Origin of the sequence: Pseudomonas extremorientalis (genome assembly GCF_024584605.1) — a bacterium.
GTDB classification, from domain to species: Bacteria; Pseudomonadota; Gammaproteobacteria; order Pseudomonadales; family Pseudomonadaceae; genus Aquipseudomonas; species Aquipseudomonas extremorientalis.
Genome location: NZ_CP089519.1, coordinates 3,316,214 through 3,333,983 on the forward strand (window position 1 = coordinate 3,316,214; position 17,770 = coordinate 3,333,983).

Annotated in this window: 16 protein-coding genes; 7 read left to right on the forward strand and 9 right to left on the reverse strand. The window is 61.9% G+C overall.

Going from position 1 to position 17,770, the window contains the following annotated elements; all coding sequences use genetic code 11:
* The first annotated feature begins 110 nt into the window (after positions 1 to 110).
* Positions 111 to 716, forward strand: coding sequence for a cysteine hydrolase family protein (locus LUU92_RS14705; protein WP_222539658.1), 606 nt, complete (start codon positions 111 to 113; stop codon positions 714 to 716).
* Positions 717 to 773: 57 nt separating this feature from the next.
* Here the strand turns inward: LUU92_RS14705 and LUU92_RS14710 are convergent, their stop codons facing one another.
* The 6 genes from LUU92_RS14710 to pstS form a co-directional block, all read right to left on the reverse strand.
* Entirely contained in the window at positions 774 to 1,364 is a 591-nt protein-coding gene (locus LUU92_RS14710) for a hypothetical protein (protein WP_071488209.1), read from the reverse strand.
* Positions 1,364 to 2,062, reverse strand: coding sequence for a hypothetical protein (locus tag LUU92_RS14715; protein ID WP_071488208.1), 699 nt, complete (start codon positions 2,060 to 2,062; stop codon positions 1,364 to 1,366). Before LUU92_RS14715 ends, LUU92_RS14710 begins: the two co-directional genes overlap by 1 nt.
* 29 nt (positions 2,063 to 2,091) lie before the next feature.
* Positions 2,092 to 2,853: a phosphate ABC transporter ATP-binding protein PstB gene (pstB, locus tag LUU92_RS14720; RefSeq protein ID WP_217649954.1), complete on the reverse strand. Its 762-nt coding sequence runs from the start codon at positions 2,851 to 2,853 to the stop codon at positions 2,092 to 2,094.
* 76 nt (positions 2,854 to 2,929) lie between these two features.
* Positions 2,930 to 3,823 (reverse strand): phosphate ABC transporter permease PstA, encoded by an 894-nt coding sequence (gene pstA / locus LUU92_RS14725; RefSeq protein WP_058427836.1) that lies wholly within the window; start codon positions 3,821 to 3,823, stop codon positions 2,930 to 2,932.
* Positions 3,823 to 4,788, reverse strand: a complete 966-nt coding sequence (gene pstC / locus LUU92_RS14730) for a phosphate ABC transporter permease subunit PstC (protein ID WP_092243790.1) — start codon at positions 4,786 to 4,788, stop codon at positions 3,823 to 3,825. The genes pstA and pstC overlap by 1 nt, the downstream gene beginning before the upstream one ends.
* Positions 4,789 to 4,862: 74 nt before the next feature.
* Entirely contained in the window at positions 4,863 to 5,891 is a 1,029-nt protein-coding gene (gene pstS, locus LUU92_RS14735) for a phosphate ABC transporter substrate-binding protein PstS (RefSeq protein WP_071488206.1), read from the reverse strand.
* A 186-nt stretch (positions 5,892 to 6,077) separates the two neighbouring features.
* On the opposite strand from pstS, the gene ppk2 reads away from it, so the two are divergent.
* Positions 6,078 to 6,995, forward strand: coding sequence for a polyphosphate kinase 2 (gene ppk2 / locus LUU92_RS14740; protein WP_257102178.1), 918 nt, complete (start codon positions 6,078 to 6,080; stop codon positions 6,993 to 6,995).
* Between the two features lie 18 nt (positions 6,996 to 7,013).
* Here the strand turns inward: ppk2 and treS are convergent, their stop codons facing one another.
* Together treS and LUU92_RS14750 are read right to left on the reverse strand one after the other, a co-directional pair.
* Positions 7,014 to 9,077 (reverse strand): maltose alpha-D-glucosyltransferase, encoded by a 2,064-nt coding sequence (treS, locus tag LUU92_RS14745; protein ID WP_222539657.1) that lies wholly within the window; start codon positions 9,075 to 9,077, stop codon positions 7,014 to 7,016.
* 86 nt (positions 9,078 to 9,163) lie between these two features.
* Entirely contained in the window at positions 9,164 to 9,931 is a 768-nt protein-coding gene (locus tag LUU92_RS14750) for an AraC family transcriptional regulator (protein ID WP_222539656.1), read from the reverse strand.
* A gap of 186 nt (positions 9,932 to 10,117) precedes the next feature.
* Here LUU92_RS14750 and LUU92_RS14755 point away from each other — a divergent pair, with 186 nt between their 5' ends.
* The 5 genes from LUU92_RS14755 to LUU92_RS14775 all read left to right on the forward strand — a co-directional run bounded on the left by LUU92_RS14755 (position 10,118) and on the right by LUU92_RS14775 (position 16,534).
* Positions 10,118 to 11,737, forward strand: coding sequence for an APC family permease (locus tag LUU92_RS14755; protein ID WP_257102179.1), 1,620 nt, complete (start codon positions 10,118 to 10,120; stop codon positions 11,735 to 11,737).
* 14 nt (positions 11,738 to 11,751) lie between these two features.
* Positions 11,752 to 12,678 (forward strand): 4-hydroxyproline epimerase, encoded by a 927-nt coding sequence (locus tag LUU92_RS14760; RefSeq protein ID WP_257102180.1) that lies wholly within the window; start codon positions 11,752 to 11,754, stop codon positions 12,676 to 12,678.
* A 33-nt stretch (positions 12,679 to 12,711) separates the two neighbouring features.
* Complete coding sequence (locus LUU92_RS14765; protein WP_257102181.1) at positions 12,712 to 13,659, forward strand: dihydrodipicolinate synthase family protein; 948 nt, start codon at positions 12,712 to 12,714, stop codon at positions 13,657 to 13,659.
* A 61-nt stretch (positions 13,660 to 13,720) separates the two neighbouring features.
* Entirely contained in the window at positions 13,721 to 15,292 is a 1,572-nt protein-coding gene (locus tag LUU92_RS14770) for an aldehyde dehydrogenase (NADP(+)) (protein ID WP_222539654.1), read from the forward strand.
* 3 nt (positions 15,293 to 15,295) lie between these two features.
* A complete protein-coding gene (locus tag LUU92_RS14775) occupies positions 15,296 to 16,534 on the forward strand; it encodes an NAD(P)/FAD-dependent oxidoreductase (protein WP_257102182.1) in 1,239 nt (412 codons plus the stop codon).
* Positions 16,535 to 16,751: 217 nt separating this feature from the next.
* Here LUU92_RS14775 and souR read toward each other — a convergent pair whose 3' ends face one another.
* Positions 16,752 to 17,759 carry a transcriptional regulator SouR gene (gene souR, locus LUU92_RS14780; RefSeq protein WP_371322020.1) on the reverse strand — a complete coding sequence of 336 codons (1,008 nt, stop codon included), beginning with the start codon at positions 17,757 to 17,759 and terminating at the stop codon, positions 16,752 to 16,754.
* Positions 17,760 to 17,770 lie beyond the last annotated feature (11 nt).

Here is a 17,770-nt window from a genome sequence, read left to right on the forward strand (position 1 = left end):
GCGAAATATAAAACCAGGGTCAAACCGGTGGTTGCGGGATAACGCGCCAGAGGTGTCTATGCTGAAGCGACACGCCGCCCCTGTGTCATCAACCCTATCGGAGACCCGACATGAATCCAAACGCCACAGCCCTTGTCCTGATCGAGTTCCAGAACGACTTCACCACGCCAGGGGGCGTGTTTCATGACGCCGTCAAAGACGTCATGCACCAGTCCGACATGCTGGCCAACACCGCAACCACGGTGCAACAGGCACGCAAGTTGGGCGTAAGGATCATTCACCTGCCAATCCAGTTTACCGATGGCTATCCCGAACTGACCACGCGTGACTATGGGATTCTCAAAGGCGTTGCCGACGGCAGCGCGTTTCGCACAGGCAGTTGGGGAGCCGAAATCACCGATGCGATTCCCCGGGAAACCAGCGACATCCTCGTGGAGGGCAAGCGCGGGCTGGATGGGTTTGCAACCACGGGACTGGACTTGGTGCTGCGCAACAATGGCATCCACAACCTGGTAGTGGCAGGGTTCCTGACCAACTGCTGTGTCGAGGGCACCGTGCGCTCAGGCTACGAAAAAGGCTACAACGTCGTGACCTTGACCGATTGCACGGCGACATTCACCGAAGAACAGCAAAAGGCTGCCGAGAACTTCACCCTGCCGATGTTTTCCCAGGCGTTACGGCATACCGAGTTCCTGGACGCATTGAGCGCCAAGTAGAAAAAAGGGGCGACTGATCAATCAGTTGCCCCTTTTGCTTGATGCCCGTTATTGCGCTCAACCGTTCAGCGTCAACCCCGGATAAGCCTGCACCGGCACCTTGTGGCGCTGCGGTTGCTGGCGTGCAAGCTGCGCCCGGACCTGCGCGACCGCATCCAACACGCGTTGCGCCCACTGCTCGTCTTCCGGGTCGACGACCACCACGCGAAAACCATGGTCGACACCTTCAAGCTGCACACCCTCGGAATCATCGACGTGCAGGTCGATGTCGAAGGCCGGTGGGAATTTCGACGGTGTACTCGTCAGCCCACGCTCGCTGAGCGCCTGGTTGTGTCGCACGCTGTTGACCACGCCGTCCACATGAATGCCGTACAGCAGCAACCAACGACGGATGTAGGACGGCGTACGACCCGACGAGGTGTAGACCCACACACTGCAGCCCTGGCGGCGCAGCTCGCGGGTCAGGGACCGGGTGCCGCTGCGCAGCGGCTCACCCAGCCAACGGTGCACACACGCTGGCAAGCGGCTGTGTTCGGTCGCGCTGTGGTGCAGCTGGCAGGCCAGCGTGTCATCGATATCGAATGAGATACGGACGCGTTGACGCTTGAACACCTGCTTGATTGTGTCGAGCACGGGGTACCTTCCCATCATTGATTTCCCTGATACACAGGCACAGGTGTGTCGCTCAGGAAAAACTCCATTGGATCAGGGGCCTTGTCTTCCAGGAACGCGGCATATTTTTTCTTGATCTTGGGCAATTCGTACAAAGCCATGACGCCATGCTTGGCGGAGTTACGTATGACCGAGGACGGGTTGAAATAGCCCTCGGCGTTGTCCAGCGTCAGCACAAACGGCGCCAACCCCTCGCGCATCAACAGGTAGCTGACGATCAGCGAGCCACTGCGGTGGTTGCCTTCAATGAACAACTGCGGCTTGCTGAGCACTCGCACATACACCCCGGCGGCCCGCTTCCACACCGACTCGCTGTGGTGCTTGCAGTACCAGTTGTACAAGTCCTTGATGCCACCTTCGACATTATTGAAAAAGTGCACTTCGGTGGCCGCCAGGTGCTGGGCGTATTCACGCCGGCGTCCCGGGTCTGTGCCGCACAGCACGGTGGCGTTGATCTCCAGCATCAGGTTCAACTGCTGAAGGTCGAACAGATCCACACCGCGCGCAACATAGTCGTCAATCAAGGCGTAGCCTTCAAGCACATTCTGCAACACTTCGTCCGTCAGGGGGTCGCGTGGCTCGGTAAAGTCCCGGCTGAGCTGGGCAAAACGGCTCTGGACTTTACGCAGGGCGCGTTCGATGGCGAGCAAATCAAGACGACGTGTTGCAGTCATTGGCAATCCTGAAAACGATGAATGGCGGGTCAGCTGAACTTGCCGCTGATGTAGTCCCCGGTCATTTGTTCACGCGGGTTTTCGAAGATCTGCGTGGTCGCGCCCATTTCCACCAGGTAACCGGTACGGGTGCCCTGGGAGATATCCACCGAGAAAAACGCGGTGGTATCGGCCACACGAATCGCCTGCTGCATGTTGTGGGTGACCAGCGCGATGGTGTAGTCCTTTTTCAACTCGACCATCAGTTCTTCGACACGGCGTGTGGCGATGGGGTCGAGTGCCGAGCACGGTTCGTCCAGCAACAGCACTTCCGGCTCGGTGGCGATGGCGCGGGCGATGCACAGGCGTTGCTGCTGGCCGCCGGACAGCGAGAGGCCGCTGACCTTGAGCTTGTCCTTGACCTCATCCCACAGCGCAGCGCCTTGCAGGGCGTGTTTGACGCGGTCGCCGAGGTCGCCTTTGTAGCGGTTCAAGCGCAGGCCAAAGGCCACATTGTCGAAAATGCTCATCGAAAACGGGTTCGGCTGCTGGAACACCATGCCGATGTAACGGCGCACGACCACCGGGTCAACGCCCTTGCCGTACACGTCCTGGCCGAGAAAGTGCACGTGGCCTTCGAAACGGAAGCCCTTCACCAGGTCGTTCATGCGGTTGAGACTACGCAGCACAGTGGATTTGCCGCAGCCGGACGGGCCGATGAAGCCGGTGATCTTGTTTTTCTCGATCGGCACATGGCTGTCACGCACCGCCATGAAATTGCCGTAGAAAATCTTGTCCAGCTTGCAGTCCATGACCACAGGCGACTGGGTGATAAACGGAGCGGCTACTTGCGCAGTTGACATGTTCAAAATTCAGATGCTCCCGTTCTTAGTACTTGGGCTTGCCGAAAATACGGCTCACGATATTCACGACCAGCACGATCATCACCAGCACCAACGAAGCCGCCCAGGCAAGTTCGAGCTGGTTGTCGAACGGCATGCCGGAGAAGTTGTAAATCAGCACGGCCAGGGACGCCGTCGGATTCATCACTGCCAGGCTGCCGTCGTGGTAGATCCAGTAGTTGCTGAACAGCGCGGTGAACAACAGCGGTGCGGTTTCGCCGGCGGCGCGGGCCACGGCGAGCATGACGCCCGTGAGGATCGCGGGCATGCCGGTGGGCAAGACGATTTTCCAGATCACCTGCGAGCGGGTGCAGCCCATGCCGTAGGCGGCGTCCTTCATGATCTTGGGCACCATCTTCATCGACTCTTCAGCCGTAAGTACCACGATCGGCAGCATCAGCACGGCCAGCGCCACGCCACCGGCCGGGGCCGAGTAAGTACCGGTGGTCATCACCACCAGGGCGTAGGCGAACACACCCGCCAGGATCGATGGCAAGCCGGTGAGCATCTTGGCGGCAAAGCGCGAGGCGTTCGCCAGCTTGCTGTCCGGCCCCAATTCCGCGAGGAAAATCGCCGCCAGGATGCCGACCGGCACCGCGATGGCGGCGGCAATACCGACCATCACGAAGGTGCCGGCCATGGCATTACCAAAACCGCCGCCGGTCTCGAAACCGGTAGGTGGCAATTCGGTGAACACTTCCAGGCTCAGGCGCGCACCGCCACGGGTGATCAGCATGTAGAGCACGGAAATCAGCGGCACGCTGGCCAGCAGCGCGCCGAACCACACCAGGGTGGTCAGCACCAGACTGCGCAGGGCACGGCCTTCGAACCGGCGCTGCAGGCTCGGCATCGCCGTCATAGGCGTAGAAAGGTCAGTCATTATTTAGTCCCCCGCTGGGCGTAGACCATGATCATCGAACCGATGATGTTCACCAGCAGCGTGATGAACATCAGCACCAGGGCGGCGTACATCAACACTTCGATCTCGTTGGGGCCGGCTTCGGGGAAGTTCAGCGCCAACAGGGCCGCCAGGGTGTTGGCCGGCGCAAACAGCGACAGCGAAATGTTGTTGGCATTACCGACCAGCATGGCCAGGGCCATGGTTTCACCCAGGGCACGGCCCAGGCCGAGCACCAGGGAACCGAAAATACCGGTCGCAGCGGACGGCACCATCACCTTGAGAATCGCTTCCCAGTGGGTAGTGCCCATGCCGTAGGCCGCTTGCTTGGTTTTCATAGGCACTGCGGTGAGGGCGTCCTGGGAAACGGCGGCGATGGTCGGCAGGATCATGATCGCCAGCACCAATGCAGCCGGTAACAGGCCAGGCCCGCTGAGGGACGTGCCGAAAAAAGGAATCCAGCCGAGTTCGCTGTTCAGCCACGCAGTGAGCGGGCGGATGGCCGGGATAACCACATAAATGCCCCACAGGCCGTAGACCACGCTGGGGATGGCGGCGAGCAATTCGACGATGGTGCGAAACACCGCCGCCAGTTTTGCCGGCAGGAAATCCTGGGTGAGAAAAATCGCCATGCTAACGCCGAAAAAACCCGCGATCAGCAACGCGATAAGGGCGCTGTAAAGCGTGCCCCAAATAGCTGGCAGAATGCCGTACTTGCCTTGGTTAACGTCCCAGACACTGCCGAACAGCACGTCGAAACCGTGCTTTTCCATGCCGGGAAGTGCCTTGCGCCCTACTTCGAAGACCAGCGCGAACACCAGCGCCAGCACCAACACCACGCCTATGCGTGCAAGCGCACGGAAGGTACGGTCAACCAGGAAATCCTTCGTAGAGGGTGGCTGGCACGCAGAATCCGGGTTGACCGGTACGACAAAGGGTTTGTTCATTGGTTGATTCCGGAACAAGGGGGGATCGCTCCCGACATGGCTGACCGCCCATGCCGGGAGTGGCGTGGCGAGCCTTACTGGATGTTGGCGGAAGCTTTGCGAACCTGGTCGACTACCGATTTAGGCAGCGGGATGTAGCCCATCGAGTCGGCGATTTTCTGGCCTTCGGTCAGGCTGTACTCGACCATTTCACGCATGGCTTTGGCTTTGGCTGGGTTGCCGTTGTCCTTGCGGAAGATCATCCAGGTGTAGGAAGTGATCGGGTAGGACTTGGCGCCATCCGGATCCGGCAGCCAGGCCACCAGGCTTTCCGGCATTTTCACCGCAGCCAGGGCTTCGGCGCCGCTTTCGGCGTTTGGTACCACGTACTTGCCAGCCTTGTTCTGCAACTGGGCGAAGTCAACCTTGGCCAGTTTGGCGAAGCCGTATTCGATGTAGCCGATCGCGCCTGGGGTCTGGCGTACGGTGGCGGTCACGCCGTCGTTCTTCGGCGATTTGATGAACTTGTCGCTGGCGGGCCAGTTGACGGTGTTGCCTTCGCCCAGGTCTTTCTGGAACTCAGGGTTGATCGCTGCCAAGTGCTTGGTGAATACCGCAGTGGTGCCGCTGGAGTCCGCACGCACGACCACAGTGATCGGCAGATCCGGCAGTTTCAGGCCTGGGTTGGCGGCAGCGATCTTCGGATCGTTCCACTTGGTGATCTTGCCCAGGAAGATGTTGGAGTAAACGTCGCGCGGCAACTTGAGCTCTTTAGGATTGCCCGGCAAGTTGAACGCCAGCACGATTTCACCCGCCGTCATCGGCAGCAGTTGCACGCCTTCGGCCACCTTGGCGATGTCTTCGTCTTTCATGGCCGAGTCGCTGGCGGCGAAGTCGACGGTTTTATTCAGGAAGTCCTGTACACCCGCACCGCTACCCTTGGACTGGTAGTCAACGGTGACGCCCTCGCTCTTCTTGCTGAAATCCTTGAACCAGGTGAGGTAGATCGGCGCTGGGAAACTCGCACCGGAACCGGTCAGACGGATGCTCTCGGCAGCAAACACCGAGGTGGCACTGAGAGAAACCGCAACGGCGAGTGCAGCAGACTTCATCAGACGTTTCATTCAGGAAAATCCTTGTGAATTACGGGCTGGGGAACTCTGCAACAATCTTGTTACGGTTTTATGAATGTGGAATGGCAAAACGCCTGGTTTTCCCCCTCTCCCGCCGCAATCCGGCAGTTTAACGTCATTGGTTCGTAACAAATTGAGACTAAGACTTTGCCATCTCCCACCACGCGAGTTCCGTCCATGTCCTCGAGCGAAGACGCCCTGATGCAACGCATCCACCGTGAACTGCTGGATCACAGTGACGAAGAGCTGGAACTGGAATTGTCCGAAGACGGGCACGATCTCAACGCGCTGTTTGACGAACACGTCGGGGAAAGCCGCGAAAAAGCCGCGCGCCGCATCTACTTCAGCGAGCTGTTCCGCCTGCAAGGCGAACTGGTGAAGTTGCAGAGCTGGGTGGTCAAGACCGGCCACAAGGTGGTGATCCTGTTCGAAGGGCGGGATGCCGCCGGCAAAGGCGGTGTGATCAAGCGCATTACGCAGCGCCTGAACCCCAGGGTCTGCCGGGTGGCCGCCCTGCCCGCGCCGAACGACCGCGAACAGACCCAGTGGTACTTCCAGCGCTACGTCTCACACCTGCCAGCCGCCGGTGAAATCGTGCTGTTCGACCGCAGTTGGTACAACCGCGCCGGCGTCGAGCAGGTCATGGGGTTCTGCAACGCCGAGCAGTACGAAGAGTTTTTCCGCAGCGTGCCGGAGTTCGAACGCATGCTGGCCCGCTCCGGCATCCAGTTGATCAAGTACTGGTTTTCCATCTCCGACCAGGAACAGCACCTGCGTTTTCTCAGCCGCATTCACGACCCGCTCAAGCAGTGGAAACTCAGCCCCATGGACCTGGAATCCCGTCGGCGCTGGGAAGCCTACACCAAGGCCAAGGAAATCATGCTCGAACGCACTCACATCGCCGAAGCGCCATGGTGGGTAGTGCAAGCCGATGACAAGAAGAAGGCCCGCCTCAACTGCATCCACCATTTGCTCGGGCAGATGCCGTATGAAGAAGTGCAATTGCCGGTGATCGAATTGCCACAGCGTGTGCGGCAGGAAGATTATTCCCGCAGCCCCACGCCGCCTGAACTGGTCGTGCCGCAGCTCTACTGAATCAGCTCGCGCCTGCAATCACAGGGGCGAGTTGCTCACCACCCGCAGCGCCAGGCCCTCATAGGCATCCAGCGTAATCGTAAACTCGCCCTGCGCCGTCAAGTCACCTTCGACCCGTTCATTGATGATGTCCACCACCATGCCCGCGCCAATATCCGGCAAATGCAGGATTTCGGTGATGGGCGTGGCACCGAAGTTCAACGCGGTGATTTGGATGCCTTTGCCGGCGGGCAATTCGTGGACCATCACCAGCAGCCCCGGGTTTTCCACTTCCGGCACCTGGATCTGGCGGCTGGCGGCGATGTCGTAGGCACGGCGCACCGCGAGGATTTTTTGCAGCTGCGAGGCAAACGACTCGGGGTCCTGCAATTGGCTATTGAGGCTGCCATACAGGCTTTTCGAGCGCGGCATCTGGCCTGCGGACAATTCGGCGTCCGGGTTCAAATCCACCAGGTCATAAGCCCCGCGATGAATCCAGCGCGTATCGCCGTCTTGCATCAAGTGTTCAACCTCTTCGGCCGCCAGCGGCAGCGCACCCACCAGGTCCCAACCCGACAAGGCAAACACCCCCGGCTGCATGGCGTTGTACATCACCAGCAGCAAATGGATCTGGCGGATCTGCTGGATATCCGCTTGGGTGATGGCGTCCAGGTCTCGGATCCCCAATGCCGCCGTGATGATGCTGGCGGTGGTGCAGGACACACCGTTGGTGACGAACTTGAGGTTGTAAGGTGCCTGTTCGCCCGTCAATCGCTCATACATCTGCTCACGGATATGCTCGCGCAGGATATTCCCGGGAAAGGTCTGGCCCTGGTACAGGAAAGTGTCATGGGCATGCAGCGTCCAGAAGTGCACCAGTTCCAGGGTCAGTTCATCGTGGTTCTGCAACGCGTGGATCAGTGAGCCGGGGTCGATGCCCTGGCGGTGCATTTCGCGCAGCATCAGGCGCAGAAACTCGGCATCGCCCATCAGCAACGCGTGCTGGTAAGCGGGACGGGTGATGAAGTCATAGGACAGGTCGGCACCGCCATGGGACATGGACGCGATGTCATCCACGGTGAGGTTCAGCTCCTGGAAACTGAAACCGCCCGCCTTGCGAATCGCCCCGCCCAGCAACTGGTTGCCGGTGATCGACAGCGGATGGCTTTCGGACCAGGCCGTACCATCCAGCTTGCGCTCCACGCCGAGGAAACCGTTGGCGTCCAGGCGCAGGATCTTCGCGCCCATCACATCGATGGCATGCAAAGCGTCGCCGATGATCATCTGCTGTGCGGCAAAGGTCGGGTCCAGCCAGTTCAGCGATGGCTGGCCTTCCTTGAAGTAATGCAGGTACACCCAGCGACGCGGCTTGCCATCCACGCCCAGCACCACGTCCGTGGCGCTCCAGTCGGTTTCTTTGACGCCGGGCTCGAAGAAGATCACCCGCTGCAACTGGCCGACGATGTAGTGTTTGTCGCGCAAGGCATCGACCTGCACCGGGCTGAGGTTCTGCGCATCGCGCCCTTCGGCGACGTCGGGCAGCAACGGCCAGTCTTCTTCGCGGATTTCCACCATGTGGTACAGGCCGGGATAGTCCTCGTAGGCCATCTCGGCCAGGCGGAAGTCCGCACCCTTGCCGGTGTGGGACGGGATCACATCGTCGATGATCACCGCATTGTGCGCTGCGGCCATGCGCGTCAACGCCTGCAACTGCGCCTCGGTGCCCAGCTGCGGGTCGATCTCGAAACTGATGCGGTCGAAGTTGCCGTCGATGGTCGGCGTGTGCTGCATGCCATTCAGGCCACCGGACTTCTTCAACGGGCCGTTATGGATGCCCTGGATGCCAATCTTCGACAGCGCATGCCACAGCGCCTCATCCCCCAGCGCCTCCAGCACCGTGCCGCCTTCCCGGGTCACAATTGACGCCGGGTACGCCGTAAACCATACCGACGACAACGCCGAAGCGTCCCGAGGCCGGGTCTGCGCGTAAGGCTGCTGCCACAACCGGCCCTGGCCCGAATAGAGCTTGGCGCGCTGGCGGGCCGCGTGCAGCATCGATTGGTCCACCAGCCAGTTCACATGGTTGTTTTCAGCCGCAGTCATAAGTCGGATACCTGTCGTCGTGCAAAGGTTACTCGTAAGCATAGGAGCCACAACCGGAGGCATTCGTTGCATTGCAATGTGGCCGACTACGCCAACTGACGATACTGCCTCGGGGTAAACCCCGTAGACGCCTTGAATTGGCGGGTAAACGCGCTGTGGTCGGTGTACCCGCACTGCAGCGCCACTTCGGTAATCGGCAGGTCGCTGTGCAATAACCGATGGGCGTGTTCCAGCCGCACTTTCTGGATCATCTGCCGGGGGGTGAGGTGGAACACGCGCTTGCAGTAACGCTCCAGCTGCGCCACGGAAATCCCGGCAATGCGCGTCAACTCACCGAGGGTGACGCGGCGGTTGAAGTGCGTGCGGATATGCGCGTCCACGGCGGCCAGGCGTTGGTAGGCGGGGTGGCTTTCGCTGGCGGTTTGCAGGTCGACCGAGATGCCGGCCAGGCCGATGATCGCGCCCATGTGGTTGTACAGCGGCCACTTGTGGGTCAGGCACCAGCCGGGTTCACGGGTGCCATACAGGTGCAGTTCGAGCTGGTCTTCCAGCACAAAGCCCTGTTCCAGCACGCGCCGGTCCTGCTCGGTGTAACCCGGCCCCAGTTGTGCGGGGAACACTTGTGCGCTGGTCTTGCCCAGCAGCGGTTGCAGCTGCTTGAGGCCGCAGCGGTGCACCAGGGTGCGGTTGGCGAGGACGTAGCGGGCCTGGGTGTCCTTGATGAAAATCGCCGCATTGGGGATCACATCCAGCATCGGCAAGAGCTGCACCACGCCGGCCAGGAGCTGCTCGATACTGTGGGGCCGATTCGCCTCATTCCCTTGGCACAGGGCCGCAAACGCAGTCTGCAACATGACTTTCGATCCCCGTTGAGTGCCTCGACGCACGCAGATTGCCCGATGCCCGGCGCCCTGTCGAGCCACGAAAACTGTGCCGATTTCGTCATCGATGTCGGCAAAAAACATCAATCGCGCCGCCGCCTGTGAGTTCACTGTATGGCCACTGCATGCCTATCCAATAACTCACAAGAAGGCGACGCTATGTCAGGTCAAGGCAAGTTCAAGAAACAACTTTCATTGATGGACCTCACTTTTATCGGGCTGGGGGCCATCTTCGGTTCGGGTTGGTTGTTCGCAGCCAGTCATGTGTCGGCCATTGCCGGCCCGGCAGGGATCATCTCCTGGCTCATTGGCGGGTTCGCGGTGTTGCTGCTGGGCATTGTGTACTGCGAGTTGGGCGCCGCACTCCCCCGCGCCGGTGGCGTGGTGCGCTATCCGGTCTACTCCCATGGCCCGTTGCTGGGCTACCTGATGGGCTTTATCACGCTGATCGCGTTTTCCAGCCTGGTCGCCATCGAAGTGGTCGCCTCGCGCCAATACGCGGCGGCCTGGTTTCCCGAGCTGACCAAGGTCGGTTCCAGCGACCCGACCACCCTCGGTTGGCTGGTGCAGTTCGCCCTGCTCTGTGTTTTTTTCGTGCTCAATTACCGCAGTGTGAAAACCTTCGCCATCGCCAATAACCTGGTCAGCGTGTTCAAGTTCATCGTGCCGTTGCTGGTGATCGGTGTGCTGTTCACCTTCTTCAAACCGGCGAACTTTCAGGTGCAGGGCTTCGCGCCGTTCGGCCTGTCCGGGATCGAGATGGCGGTGTCGGCCGGCGGGGTGATTTTTGCCTACCTGGGGCTCACTCCGATCATCTCGGTGGCCAGTGAAGTGAAGAACCCGCAGCGCACGATTCCGATTGCGTTGATTCTTTCGGTGTTGCTGTCGACTGCCATCTACGTGTTGCTGCAAACCGCATTCCTCGGTGGCGTACCCACGCAGATGCTTGCCAACGGCTGGGCCGGGATCAGTAAGGAACTGGCGCTGCCTTACCGGGATATCGCCCTGGCACTGGGCGTGGGCTGGCTGGCCTACCTGGTGGTGGCGGATGCGGTGATCTCCCCCAGCGGCTGCGGCAACATCTACATGAACGCCACGCCGCGGGTGGTGTATGGCTGGGCGCAGACCGGCACGTTCTTCAAGATTTTCACGCGCATCGATGAGAAGTCCGGCATTCCGCGTCCGGCGCTGTGGCTGACGTTTGGCTTGTCGGTGTTCTGGACCCTGCCATTCCCGTCCTGGGAAGCGTTGATCAATGTGGTGTCCGCCGCGTTGATCCTCAGCTACGCAGTGGCCCCGGTGACCGTCGCCGCACTGCGCCGTAACGCACCGCAGATGACGCGGCCGTTCCGGGTCAAGGGCATGGCCGTGCTCGGTCCGCTGTCGTTCATCATCGCTGCGCTGATCGTGTACTGGTCCGGCTGGGGCACGGTGTCCTGGCTGCTCGGCCTGCAAATCCTGATGTTCGTGGTGTACCTGCTGTGCGCGCGCTGGGTACCGACCGCGCACCTCAACCTCAAGCAACAGGTGCGCTCGTCTGCCTGGCTGATCGGCTTCTACGCAGTGACCATCCTGCTGTCCAAGCTCGGCAGTTTTGGTGGCATCGGTGCGATCGGCCATCCGCTCGACACCATTGTGGTCGCGGCTTGCGCACTCGGCATTTACTACTGGGGCGCCGCCACTGGCGTGCCAGCTCACTTGGTTCGGCTGGAACACGAAGCCGATGAAAGCGAAGCGGTTGACGAGCCTCGCGCCCCGCTGACGCCCGCGACCTACTGATTCAGGAGCGTTTTATGAAGCGATTGCATGTGATCGACTCCCACACCGGCGGCGAACCGACGCGGCTGGTCATGAGCGGTTTTCCGGCGCTGGAGGGCGTCACGATTGCCGATCAGCTGCACCACCTGCGCACCGAGCACGACCAATGGCGCCGCGCCTGCATCCTGGAGCCACGTGGCAATGATGTGCTGGTCGGCGCACTGTACTGCGCGCCGGTCACGCCGGGCGCCATCTGCGGGGTGATCTTCTTCAACAACGCTGGCTACCTGGGCATGTGTGGCCACGGCACCATTGGCCTGGTCGCGTCCCTGCATCACTTGGGTCGCATCGCGCCAGGCGTGCACACAATCGATACCCCCGTCGGGCCGGTCGCGGCGACCTTGCATGAAGACGGCGCGGTGACCTTGCGCAATGTTCCTGCCTACCGCTATCGCGAGCAGATTGCAGTGCTCGTGCCCGGTCACGGCATAGTCCATGGCGATATCGCCTGGGGCGGCAACTGGTTTTTCCTGGTGTCGGAGCATGGCCAGCGCCTGCAGATGGACAACGTCGATGCCCTCACCGACTACACCTGGGCAATGCTCAAGGCCCTTGAAGACCAGGGCATCCACGGCGCCGACGGTGCACTGATCGACCACATCGAACTGTTCGCCGCCGACGACCACGCCGACAGCCGCAATTTCGTGATGTGCCCCGGCAAAGCCTACGACCGCTCGCCCTGCGGCACCGGCACCAGCGCCAAGCTGGCCTGCCTGGCCGCCGATGGAAAACTCGCGCCCGGCGAAACCTGGGTGCAAGCCAGCATTACCGACAGCCAATTCGAAGGTCGCTACGAATGGGACGGCGAACGCGTGCGCCCCTTCATCACCGGCCGTGCCCACATGACCGCCGACAGCACCTTGCTGATCGACCCGCAAGACCCTTTTGCCTGGGGCATCTGAGCCCTCCCCCTACTGGAAACTGGAGTGATAAAAATGAGCGACAACATCTTCACCGGCTGCATCCCTGCCCTGATGACCCCGTGCACCGCCGAACGCAAGCCGGACTTCGACGCCCTGGTCGCCAAGGGCCGCGAGCTGATCGATATCGGCATGAGCGCCGTGGTGTACTGCGGTTCCATGGGCGACTGGCCGTTGCTCACCGAGGCCGAGCGCCAGGAAGGCGTGGCACGGCTGGTGGCGGCCGGTGTGCCGACCATCGTCGGCACCGGCGCGGTGAACAGCCGTGAAGCCGTGGCCCATGCGGCCCACGCCGCCAAGGTCGGTGCCCATGGCTTGATGGTGATTCCGCGTGTGCTGTCCCGGGGGGCCTCCGCCACCGCACAAAAGGCGCACTTCTCGGCGATCCTCAAGGCCGCGCCCAACCTGCCGGCGGTGATCTACAACAGCCCCTACTACGGCTTCGCGACCCGCGCCGAGCTGTTCTTCGAACTGCGCCGCGAGCACCCGAACCTGATCGGTTTCAAGGAATTCGGCGGCGGTGCCGACCTGCGCTACGCCGCCGAACACATCACCTCCCAGGACGACAACGTGACGCTCATGGTGGGTGTCGACACCCAGGTGGTGCACGGTTTCGTCAACTGCAATGCCACCGGCGCCATCACCGGCATCGGCAACGCGCTGCCTCGGGAGGTGCTGCAACTGGTGGCCCTGAGTAAAAAAGCCGCCAGGGGCGATGCCAAGGCCCGTCGCCAGGCGCGTGAGCTGGAGGCCGCGCTGGCGGTGCTGTCGTCCTTCGATGAGGGCTGCGACCTGGTGCTGTATTACAAGCATTTGATGGTGCTGAACGGTGACAACGGCTACGCCCTGCACTTCAACGAAACCGACGCCCTCAGCGATGCCCAGCGTCGTTACGCAGAGCACCAGTACGCCCTGTTCCGCCAGTGGTACGCCAACTGGTCGGCGGAACAGAACGTCGCCTGACCCTTCGCGCGCCGCTGCGACGCTCGCAGCGGCCAACCTTCTTTTATCCAGGAAATCCCCCATGACTCTGACGGGCAAGATGCTGATCGGTCAGCACGCCACTGCCGGCAATCGCGAAGCAATCCAGGCGATCAACCCCGCCACCGATTCCGCCTTGGAACCGGCCTACCTCGGCGGCAACGGCGAGCATGTCGCGCAGGCCTGCGCCTTGGCGTGGGCGGCATTCGATGTCTATCGCGAAACCTCTTTGGAAGTGCGCGCCACATTCCTTGAGACCATCGCCGCGCACATCGAGGCCCTGGGCGATGAGTTGATCGACCGCGCCGTCGCCGAAACCGGCCTGCCTCGCCCCCGCATCCAGGGCGAACGAGGGCGCACCTGCGGACAACTGCGCACCTTCGCCCGCACCGTGCGTGCCGGGGAATGGCTGGATGTGCGGGTCGATCACGCACAACCGCAACGCCAACCCCTGCCTCGCCCAGACCTGCGCCAACGCCATATCGCGGTGGGCCCGGTCGCGGTGTTTGGCGCCAGCAACTTTCCACTGGCATTTTCCGTGGCCGGTGGGGACACCGCCTCTGCGCTGGCTGCCGGTTGCCCGGTCGTCGTCAAGGCCCACGGCGCGCACCCGGGCACCAGTGAACTGGTGGGGCGTGCGGTGGCGCAGGCGGTCAAGGCGTGCGGTCTGCCGGAAGGTGTGTTTTCACTGTTGTACGGTTCGGGCCGTGAGGTGGGCATTGCGTTGGTGACCGACCCGCGCATCAAGGCCGTCGGGTTTACCGGCTCGCGCAGCGGTGGCCTTGCGTTGATCCAGGCAGCGCAGGCACGGCCGGAGCCTATTCCGGTCTACGCGGAGATGAGTTCGATCAACCCGGTGTACCTGTTTCCGGCAGCGTTGGCAGCCAGGGCTGAAGCATTGGCCCAGGGTTTTGTGGCGTCGTTGACCCAGGGTGCGGGGCAGTTCTGCACCAACCCAGGGTTAGTGATTGCAGTACAAGGGCCTGCCCTGGATCGCTTCATCAGTGCCGCCAGTGGGTTACTGCCGAACTGTGCGGCGCAAACAATGCTGACACCCGGCATCGCCAGTGCCTACACGTCAGGCATAGACACACTGACGGGACACGCCGAGGTCGTCGCACAGGGTTCGGCGACTGAAGGTCCCAACCAGGGCCAGGCCCACCTGTTCGTGACCCAGGCAACTGCGTTCTTGAGCAACGAACACCTGCAAGCCGAAGTCTTCGGTGCGGCTTCATTGGTTGTGGTGTGCGCGAATAACGAAGAAGTGCGCCGGGTATCCGAACATCTGGAAGGCCAACTCACCGCCACGCTGCACATGGATGACGACGATGTGCCAAGCGCCAGGGCCCTGCTGCCGGTGCTGGAGCGCAAGGCTGGCCGCCTGCTGGTCAATGGGTGGCCGACCGGCGTTGAGGTGTGTGACGCCATGGTCCACGGCGGCCCCTTCCCCGCCACCTCGGATTCGCGCAGCACTTCGGTGGGCACGGCGGCCATCCAGCGGTTCTTGCGCCCCGTGTGCTATCAGGACTTCCCCGACGCGTTGTTGCCGGATGCGCTCCAACAGGGCAATCCGTTGCGGCTGCGGCGTTTGCTTGATGGCCAGAGAGAGGCATAGGCCATGTCCGATCCCGATATCGTCGTAGTCGGCGCCGGCATTATCGGCGTCGCCTGCGCCCTGCAACTGGCGCGTCAGGGCCGGCACGTGGTGGTGGTCGATCAACAGGAACCCGGCATGGGCGCGTCCTATGGCAACGCCGGGCACCTGGCGACCGAACAGGTGTTCCCGATTGCCGACGTGTCGATCCTCAAGCGCTTGCCCGGCATGCTGCTGGACCCCATGGGCCCGCTGCGCCTGGATTGGAAATACCTGCCGCGCGCCCTGCCCTGGTTTGCGCGGCTGCTGTTGAACCTGCGTCCGGCGCGCTATCAGCGTACCGTCGCGGGTATTCGTGCGCTTAACGAAGGCAGCCTGGGCGCCTGGCAGCGCCTGCTGACCAGCATCGGACGCGCGCACCTGCTGCGTGAAGACGGGTCATTGTTGGTGTACGAACGAGCGGACTCACGCGACGCGCTCCGGGCCTTGCAGCAGCGCATGCAAGCGCAGCAGGTGCCCGTGACGTTCTGGACCGCCGATGCCATACGCCAGGCTGCGCCGCAGTTGAGCGAGCACATCCAGGGCGGGTTGTTTTTTCCGGGCACCGGGCACTTCCTCGACCCGTTCCAGGTGGTGTGCGAACTGGTCGAGGCCGCCAAGGCCAGTGGCGTGCAGTTCCTCAAGCGCCAGGTACTGGATGGGCGGCTTGACCAACACGGCGTCTCCCTCGCCACCGCTCAGGGCCCCCTGAGCGCACGCCAGGTGCTGATTGCCTGCGGCGCCCACTCAGCCAGATTGACCGCTGCCCTGACCGGCAAAAAAGTCCCGCTGGACACGGAACGCGGCTATCACCTGATGCTGCCCCACGAGCCGCATCGCCTGCCGTTTGCCGTCACTTCCCTGGAACGAAAATTCATCATGACCCCCATGACCGACGGCCTGCGCCTGGCCGGTACAGTGGAATTCGCCGGCCTTGACCGCCCGGCGAATATGCAGCGTGCCTGGCAGTTGCATCGGTTGAGCAAGGGGTTGTTTCACGATGACCTCAGCGCAGAGGGTGCGACACCGTGGATGGGGTTTCGGCCGTCGCTGCCGGACTCGTTGCCGGTGATTGACCGGGTGTGTGACGGGAAGGTGCTGCTTGCGTTCGGGCACCAGCATCTGGGGTTGACGCAGGCGGCGGTGACGGCGGAGATGATTGGGGAATTGGCGAGCAAGGGTCAAACTCCGTTATTCACGCCTTATCGTCTGGACCGATTCTGACCAACGCGTTTTTTGCGGTGAGTTGCCTGTTGTGGCGAGCGGGCTTGCCCCGCGTTGGGCTGCGCAGCGGCCCCAATAGAAAACACCGCGGCCTGTCAGACAGCACGCGTTGTTCGTTTTTAGGGCTGCTGCGCAGCCCAACGCGGGGCAAGCCCGCTCGCCACAACACGCCAACTCACCACAGGAGGAATGTGACTGTCTTGGTTGACGAGTGCAGTCACTTGACCAACCGCTTCTCCTTCGAGGGGCGATAACCGAAATACGAGCTATAGCACTTGCTGAAATGGCTCGGCGACACGAACCCACATGCCACCAGCACCTCCACCTGCGACAACTCGGTGTGCTGCAACAGCCGCCGCGCCTCGGTCACGCGCAGTTCCATGTAGTACCGCTGCGGGGTGGTGCCCAGTTGTTCCTTGAACAAGCGCTCCAACTGGCGCCGCGAGCGGCCGGCGTAGACCGCCAGTTGGTCCAGCTCCAAAGGTTCTTCGAGGTTGGCGTCCATCAGTTTCACCACTTCACGCAACGGCGCACTGACGCTGACGTTTTCGGTGGGTTTGATGCGGCGGTAGCGGGACTCTTCGAAGGCCAGGATGTCTTCGATGCCTTCAACGAGTGCCTTGTCATGCAGGCCCTTGATCCAGTCCAGCGCCATATGGAAGGCCCCGGACGGGCTGGAAGCGGTGAGGCGGTCGCGGTCGATCACGTAGGGTTCGCTGGTGACGTGGGTCGCCTTGGAGACTTCCGCCAGCGCCGGACGGTGTTCGGGGTGGATGGCGCAGCGATAGCCTTGCAGCAGGCCGGCACGGCCGAGGAACCAGGCGCCGTTCCACAGCCCCGCAAGGCTGATGCCCTGTTCGGCGGCGGTGTGCAGCAGCTGGATGAAGGCTTCGCCAGCCTTGAGTTCGGTACGGAAACCGCCACAGATCACCAGCAGGTCCAAGTCGTGCAATGCTCCGGCATCCAGGCGCGCATCGGGGCGTATCACCAGGCCCAGGTCGCTGATGACTTCGCCATCGTCACAGCCGAAGGTGCGTGAGGCGAACAGGTCGGGGCGCAGCAGGTTGGCGGTAACGAAGGTGTCGAGGGTCTGGGTGAACGCCGGCAGGGAGAAATGTTCAAGCAACAGGAAGCCGACGCGGGTGACCGACGCCGGCTGTTGGGTTTCGTTGAGGTAGCGCAGGTTCTTGCCTTTCATGCCACCGCTGAATTGACGTCTTTCCATCGAGGGTTGGC

Excerpts from the sequence above, each read along its gene's own strand:
- pstS (WP_071488206.1), bottom strand. The coding sequence starts at position 5,891 with ATGAAACGTCTGATGAAGTCTGCTGCACTCGCCGTTGCGGTTTCTCTC.
- LUU92_RS14715 (WP_071488208.1), bottom strand. The coding sequence starts at position 2,062 with ATGACTGCAACACGTCGTCTTGATTTGCTCGCCATCGAACGCGCCCTG.
- LUU92_RS14750 (WP_222539656.1), bottom strand. The coding sequence starts at position 9,931 with ATGTTGCAGACTGCGTTTGCGGCCCTGTGCCAAGGGAATGAGGCGAAT.
- pstC (WP_092243790.1), bottom strand. The coding sequence starts at position 4,788 with ATGAACAAACCCTTTGTCGTACCGGTCAACCCGGATTCTGCGTGCCAG.
- LUU92_RS14755 (WP_257102179.1), top strand. The coding sequence starts at position 10,118 with ATGTCAGGTCAAGGCAAGTTCAAGAAACAACTTTCATTGATGGACCTC.
- LUU92_RS14705 (WP_222539658.1), top strand. The coding sequence starts at position 111 with ATGAATCCAAACGCCACAGCCCTTGTCCTGATCGAGTTCCAGAACGAC.
- treS (WP_222539657.1), bottom strand. The coding sequence starts at position 9,077 with ATGACTGCGGCTGAAAACAACCATGTGAACTGGCTGGTGGACCAATCG.
- LUU92_RS14770 (WP_222539654.1), top strand. The coding sequence starts at position 13,721 with ATGACTCTGACGGGCAAGATGCTGATCGGTCAGCACGCCACTGCCGGC.
- LUU92_RS14710 (WP_071488209.1), bottom strand. The coding sequence starts at position 1,364 with ATGGGAAGGTACCCCGTGCTCGACACAATCAAGCAGGTGTTCAAGCGT.
- LUU92_RS14760 (WP_257102180.1), top strand. The coding sequence starts at position 11,752 with ATGAAGCGATTGCATGTGATCGACTCCCACACCGGCGGCGAACCGACG.
- ppk2 (WP_257102178.1), top strand. The coding sequence starts at position 6,078 with ATGTCCTCGAGCGAAGACGCCCTGATGCAACGCATCCACCGTGAACTG.
- LUU92_RS14775 (WP_257102182.1), top strand. The coding sequence starts at position 15,296 with ATGTCCGATCCCGATATCGTCGTAGTCGGCGCCGGCATTATCGGCGTC.
- pstA (WP_058427836.1), bottom strand. The coding sequence starts at position 3,823 with ATGACTGACCTTTCTACGCCTATGACGGCGATGCCGAGCCTGCAGCGC.
- souR (WP_371322020.1), bottom strand. The coding sequence starts at position 17,759 with ATGGAAAGACGTCAATTCAGCGGTGGCATGAAAGGCAAGAACCTGCGC.
- LUU92_RS14765 (WP_257102181.1), top strand. The coding sequence starts at position 12,712 with ATGAGCGACAACATCTTCACCGGCTGCATCCCTGCCCTGATGACCCCG.
- pstB (WP_217649954.1), bottom strand. The coding sequence starts at position 2,853 with ATGGACTGCAAGCTGGACAAGATTTTCTACGGCAATTTCATGGCGGTG.